Origin of the sequence: Thermococcus sp., assembly GCF_027063845.1 — an archaeon.
Lineage (GTDB): Archaea > Methanobacteriota_B > Thermococci > Thermococcales > Thermococcaceae > Thermococcus.
In genome coordinates this window covers 1-5,480 of the sequence record NZ_JAMOQU010000076.1, presented here as the reverse complement: position 1 = coordinate 5,480, position 5,480 = coordinate 1, and the positions used below count along the sequence as shown (strand labels likewise).

The following is a 5,480-nucleotide window of genomic DNA, read 5'->3' as shown; positions in this document are numbered from 1 at the left end:
AAGTCGTCGGGGCGGTTTTCCCCGGCCTTCTCGCGCTTTTCCTCGTCGTCCACAGTGCCACCCCCTTGACGTTGTTCGTATAAGATTTTTGCAAAAGGGGTATTTAAGGTTTTGCATCTGTAAAGGTCGGGGTTGCGGGAGTTTAAACATAGAGTTGGGGGTGAGGGTTACGTGTCCTTCCTTGGCAAAACCGAGTTAAGAAAAGCTATAACCGAGTTATAAGGCGGGCGAAAAAAGAAGGGTCAGCAAACACCCAGGATGTCGCGGACGCTTGAGCTGATTGAGCCCCTCGCATACACGATGTCGCCGTCGTCGTAGAACTTGATGCTCATACCGTAGTCATTGTATAAGTATCTTCTGCATGTGAGGGGAACCTGAACCCTCGTCCTCCGCTTGTCAAAAGCTATGTCTTCTGCGAACTTCCTAAGCATAGTATCCATACCGCCGTACTTCTCGACTGCCTCCTCAAAGCGCTTAGCGACGCGCGGGTGCTCCTTCTTGAAGATTTCCCAGTTGCGCTTCCAGGTCCCGACGAGGGCGTTGATGTACTCTTCCTTGTCCTCAAACCTGTGCGGTATGATTCTCACCTTCTCCATCACGACCACCTCTATCACATTCTTCGTTCTCTCTTATGTTTAAACACATATATAAACCTTCCGTTTTTGAAACTTTTTTGCAACAAAGTTCTCGCGTCTGAGAGCGCCTCGGAGTCGCGTCAGAAACTCACGCGACATAACCGAGTTATCAACTGCTAAAACTAAGTTATCGTGGTGAAACTTGGGGCGTGGAATTATATGTAGTATATATGTAGCCCCCCAGGCAAAACCCGGTTGTGAGAAATTATAACCGGGTTATAAAGCGGGCGAAAAAAAGAAGGTTCAAAGGTGCTGGAGGAGGTGGATAAGAGTTGGGACCTCGCGGACTGGTAGGGCGAGGGCGTTGCGGTGGAGCTTCTGCCTAAATAATGCCTCCTTTTGGTTCGTCGCTGTCTCGACCTTGAGCTCGCGGTCGCGGGAGATGACCACCCACCTCATACGCCCACCTCCTCCGCTAGGGCGCGGTATGCCTCAGCCAGGTAGGCGCGCCCCCTCTGCGTCGCCGTGATGTCTTTTTTGTCCGCCGTGATGACGCTCGCCCAGTCCTTCCCGCCGAGGTCGTAGATTATCGCGATTGTGCCGTCGTCGAACCAGACCCGTGAGGTCCTCTTAAAGCGCTCAACTTTCGTGACCTTCATTGTCCATCACCTCCGACGAAGCGCTGAAGGGCCTTCTTAAAGGCCCATTCATCCACTTCTTTTAAGTTCTTCAGAACCTCCACAAACATATCCACCAACCATTCCTCAAACGCTGAGTTGTCCCAGTTGGTCATCTCGTCGTTAAGTATCGTTTTGCCGTCCTTCTCGATTTTGAAGCTCATTTTTGAAAACCACTCGTCCAGCTCGTCGGCTATGGTTATGACCAGCTTCATAACATCACCCCCGCGCGGTCAGCTTCCCTCGCGAGCGCCTCGTAGCGCCTGGTTTCTTCAACCTCCATATCAACGAGTAGGTCTTTCACCTCTGCCTCATCGAGCTCCCTGACCGTCTTGTCGAGCTCGGCCTCGGCGTCGTTTATCAGCGCCTTCGCGTCGCGGATGTTCTTTTTCAAAAACTGAAGTAGGCGCGGGAGCTCGGAGAGCGGGGCGCTTTCGAGCTCCTCGATGAGGCGCTCGGAGAGGTCGAGAAGCTGGTAGGCATCCACAAGGGCGTCCGTCACGCGCTCGACGCTCATGCTCTCACCTCACCAATCCTGTACTTTTCGACTTCTTCCCTCGTCCTGACAACCGCTATCATGTACCCAGGGTCTCCCGCACGGTTGCTCTGCTGTCTGATATACCACCTACCGTCTTTTCCCTTCACTGCGTACCTCTCCACGTCCACAGAAGCCCATCCGAGGTGTATTCTTTCCTTCGCCATTTTTCACCACCACCTTTGCGTTCTTCAAAATATATTAGCAGTTTAGACCTTAAAAATCTGCCGTTTTTACAACTTTTTTGCAACGGCACGTCGGGCAGTAGTAATCGCTCCGGCTCGCTCCCGAGCTCGGCCGGGGAATCCTTTATATACTCGTTTAAACAAAACATCATCGGGGTGGTGGGAATGACGGAGGTCGAGGTTCGTCAGGACAAGGTAATCGTGAAAGGACCGAAGCCGAAGCTCGCTCGGCAGGTCAAAATCAAGGACAAAGAGGGTGTGAGGCTCATCCGGAAGGCGTCGAAGTTCAACGACAGGGGCATCGCAGTATTTATCCCGTTCGGCTTCTACGAGCCGGGCGAGGAGCTGGAGGTTTTCCTCCTGCCGGGGCGCGTGGCCATCATCCGGCCCCGGAAAAAGGAAGGCTAACGCCTCTTCTTTCGCCGGCGCCTCTTAGTTATCCACTTTTCTCGCGGGACGAGCCGGCCCGTTTCCCTGTCCTCGATGAACTCCCTATCCAGCCAGTCGTGGAGCTCGCCGGCCAGGAATGCCTTCGGCCCAAGGAGAATGCCGAGCCAGAAGTTCGTGGCCCGGTCGTGGAAGTACTGCCGGTGCTTTTTGCCGGGAAAGAGCCGGTAGGGTGCGTCCTTGATGAGGTTCACGGGCTCGCAGTCGTCGCCGAGCACGAGCCGGTTAAGGGCTTTGTGGTAGCGGTGGGACGGCACGCTAATCACCACTTAGGGGATACGTTGTACAATATTATATAGGTTTCTCGGTGGCTCCGGCGAAAATGGTTTATACTTCGAGCGCCTAACTACGAACATCGGGGAGCGGTCGAGTAGGGGGTGGTGGCGTGAACCTGTACGATGAAGTCCAAAAGCTCATCTGGGAGTTTAACGACATCCGGGCCGAAAACGGGTGGTTCTCGGGAACAAAGGATATGAAGAACTACGTCCGCGCCCTATGGCTCAAGGAACATATAGATGAGATTAGACAGGCCGGCGAGGAGTTCCCGCCCGGGATGAAAGAGCGCGTTGAGGAGTTCTTGAGGCTGTGGAGGGACTGGGTGGCCGTGAATAAGCTCATTGACCGCTACCGCGACTTAATGAGAGAGGCCGACATTGGGCGCTATAAATTCACACCAGAAGACGTTGAGAAGCTCAAGGGTGCTATTGAGAGGCTTAAATCCGAGCTCCCGCAATTGAACTCTCTTGTAGAAGAGCTTGAGCGCCCCGTTGATAAAATCTTGACAGTTGTTAGGGCGAAGCGGGAACGGGGCCCGTTTATTCAGGACAATTGGACGCTTGAAATCGAGTGTTACTATGGCGGGAAGGCTGATATAATCCCCGTCAAAGTTACACCGTTCCCGTTTGAGCGGGCGAAGGGCGCGTATTCTATTAATTCGTGGACCCCGGAGAAAGACGCGGAGTATGACCAGCTCTCTTACCTCCGCACTCTGAACCGCTACGCTGAGAAGGTGCAGAAGCTCTGCCCGCTCATCGGCCCCGAACGGGCGAAGAGGTTGATACAAAACTTTTCGAAGCGCTACATTGAGCTTTATGAGGACTACTTAACGACGAGGGCGAGAATTCCGAGCGCCCACGTGGTTGGGCCGGCGAGGATGCCGAGCCAAGACCGGCTCGAAAAGCTCTGGCGGACTGAGCATAGGAAGCTGTCAGCGCTCGACGAGTTCATCAAGAACGCCTTTAAGAAGCTTGATAAATTGACAGAGGAGCTGAAGAAAGAGCAGGAAGCTCTGAAGCAGGGCGCCGTGAACAAAAAGGCCGTTGGCGAACTGGAGAGGTTAAAGGAAGAGTTGGCGATACTCGAAAAACGCCGTGAGATAATGAAGGAAGCGAACAAAATCATCCGCTCAAAGAAGCTCACGCCCGAAGAGAAGGAGAGGAAGCTTAAAGAGATTGGTGCATTTAAAGTTGCAGAGGCTGGCCACTTCTTCTTTTGGCCGGAGCCGGACGAGCTGGGCAGGATTGGTTTCCCCGACTTTGAGCTCCGCCGTGTTGGTGAAAAGATAAGGCGCCTCAAGGCCCGTATTGAGGAATTGGAGGAAAAAGAAGCGCAGGCCAAGGGCACGACGAGCGGTGTTCAGGTGTTGGCCGAGGGCGACGGCTGGAAAATCATTGCCAACCACGCCGACGATAGGCTCTGGGTGGTCTTTACGAGCGCCCCGCCGGCAGAGGTTAGGCGCGAGCTCAAGGCGCACGGGTTCCGCTGGTCGCCGAAGCGGAAGGCGTGGGTAAGGAAGCTGACTGACAACGCCATCGCCGACGCCCTCGAAATCATCGAGCGCACTATGAACGTGCCCGGCCTCTCGGAGAAGTTCAGCGAAGTCCGCCTTAACCCGCCGGAGCTCAAGGAGCCCTGGAACGAGGTATGGAAGAACGCCAGAAAGGCCCTTTATGACGCGGTGTACGAGGTAGTGCTCCACGAGACCGGGAAGCCCCCGCTGGACTGGAAGGCAGTCAAGGAATGGAACAGCGACACGCAGGCTGAAAAAACGTGGCTCGTCAAGACGGCGGTGGGCGACTTCGAGCTGACGATGAGGTTGGGGCAGTTACACGGCGCCTACATCACGTTGAGCGCAAGGGTGAACGGCGAGACCATCGAGCTCGACGGGGTTTGTGAGGTTGGTCGTGGAAAAGACCCGCGTAAGTACGTTCCCTGCGTCCACTCACTCGCCCGTGAGCTCACAAAGGAAGTTCTGGAGAGGCTGAGTCCGAAAAAGGTGGACTGGCGCGAGGAATTAATGAAGATAATTGACGAGAAGCTAAACAAGAGCCCAACGGTCTTCTCAATCTGGGACACGCTACCGGGGCTGGTGAGCAGGCTGGCCAGGATGGGTGCGGAGGTCTCGGCGGACGAGATATGTGAGTTCATAGAGCGCAAAAAGCTTGGGTGGTGCCTGTCGGGCGGAAAGCTCATCCTATTGAGGACCGACTACGATAAGTTGTGTAGGGACAGCAGGAGCCCCTACGACTGCCTGAAGAAGCTTAGGGAGCTCATGGCGCTCACGGCTATGGCGTGGAAGCTTTACAACGCTGGGAAGGTCGAGCCGGCCAAAGCCGTGCTTATACCGCTCGATATGGCCTGTGCCGACATAAAGCGTGGAAAAATCCCCAAGTGGCACGGCGCCAACCCACTCGACCGCGAGATACTCTACCTCGCCCAGTACCTCTCCAACTTCACGTGGAAGGACGCCAATATGCCGGACTTCTGCAAATACGTTGACTACCTGACGAGCGGGCTGGGCGTTAAGTCAAAGGCCGGCACCGAGGCGGAAAAGCGCCTTGCGCTTGAGGAAGAGGCCAGGAAGCTAATCAAGGAATACGAAGAGCTCCGCAAGAACCTGCCGGAAAAGCTCCCTTGGAAGCTAAGCACGACCATTAAGAACTCGCTAAAGGTGAAGGTGCGCGTGCTTGGGAGGATGATAGGCAACCCGCGCGTGAGCGACGAGGAGCTCAAGGAGCAGATGGAAGACGTGCGGGAGACGCTCAACAGAGTAAAGGCTGAG

The 5,480-nt window shown here is 54.9% G+C and carries 9 protein-coding genes; 2 read left to right on the top strand and 7 right to left on the bottom strand.

Annotation, left to right across the window (positions count from 1 at the left end; all coding sequences use genetic code 11):
* Window positions 1-242: 242 nt before the first annotated feature.
* The 6 genes from MVO87_RS05820 to MVO87_RS05795 form a co-directional block, all read right to left on the bottom strand.
* Window positions 243-596 (bottom strand): hypothetical protein, encoded by a 354-nt coding sequence (locus MVO87_RS05820; RefSeq protein ID WP_297552536.1) that lies wholly within the window; start codon window positions 594-596, stop codon window positions 243-245.
* A gap of 282 nt (window positions 597-878) precedes the next feature.
* A complete protein-coding gene (locus MVO87_RS05815; RefSeq protein WP_297552024.1) occupies window positions 879-1,034 on the bottom strand; it encodes a hypothetical protein in 156 nt (51 codons plus the stop codon).
* Entirely contained in the window at window positions 1,031-1,234 is a 204-nt protein-coding gene (locus tag MVO87_RS05810; protein ID WP_297552535.1) for a hypothetical protein, read from the bottom strand. The genes MVO87_RS05815 and MVO87_RS05810 overlap by 4 nt, the downstream gene beginning before the upstream one ends.
* Window positions 1,231-1,467 carry a hypothetical protein gene (locus MVO87_RS05805; protein ID WP_297552534.1) on the bottom strand — a complete coding sequence of 79 codons (237 nt, stop codon included), beginning with the start codon at window positions 1,465-1,467 and terminating at the stop codon, window positions 1,231-1,233. The genes MVO87_RS05810 and MVO87_RS05805 overlap by 4 nt, the downstream gene beginning before the upstream one ends.
* Entirely contained in the window at window positions 1,464-1,769 is a 306-nt protein-coding gene (locus MVO87_RS05800) for a hypothetical protein (protein WP_297552532.1), read from the bottom strand. The genes MVO87_RS05805 and MVO87_RS05800 overlap by 4 nt, the downstream gene beginning before the upstream one ends.
* The gene (locus tag MVO87_RS05795) at window positions 1,766-1,954 is read right to left on the bottom strand and encodes a hypothetical protein (protein ID WP_297552530.1); all 189 of its coding nucleotides are present in this window, start codon (window positions 1,952-1,954) and stop codon (window positions 1,766-1,768) included. The genes MVO87_RS05800 and MVO87_RS05795 overlap by 4 nt, the downstream gene beginning before the upstream one ends.
* A gap of 177 nt (window positions 1,955-2,131) precedes the next feature.
* Between MVO87_RS05795 and MVO87_RS05790 the strand changes: the two genes are divergently transcribed.
* Window positions 2,132-2,380, top strand: coding sequence for a hypothetical protein (locus tag MVO87_RS05790; protein WP_297552528.1), 249 nt, complete (start codon window positions 2,132-2,134; stop codon window positions 2,378-2,380).
* Here the strand turns inward: MVO87_RS05790 and MVO87_RS05785 are convergent.
* Window positions 2,377-2,688 carry a hypothetical protein gene (locus MVO87_RS05785; protein WP_297552526.1) on the bottom strand — a complete coding sequence of 104 codons (312 nt, stop codon included), beginning with the start codon at window positions 2,686-2,688 and terminating at the stop codon, window positions 2,377-2,379. The genes MVO87_RS05790 and MVO87_RS05785 overlap by 4 nt on opposite strands.
* A 116-nt stretch (window positions 2,689-2,804) precedes the next feature.
* On the opposite strand from MVO87_RS05785, the gene MVO87_RS05780 reads away from it, so the two are divergent.
* On the top strand, window positions 2,805-5,480 hold a 2,676-nt coding region (locus MVO87_RS05780), incomplete at its 3' end, for a DUF8626 domain-containing protein (protein ID WP_297552524.1).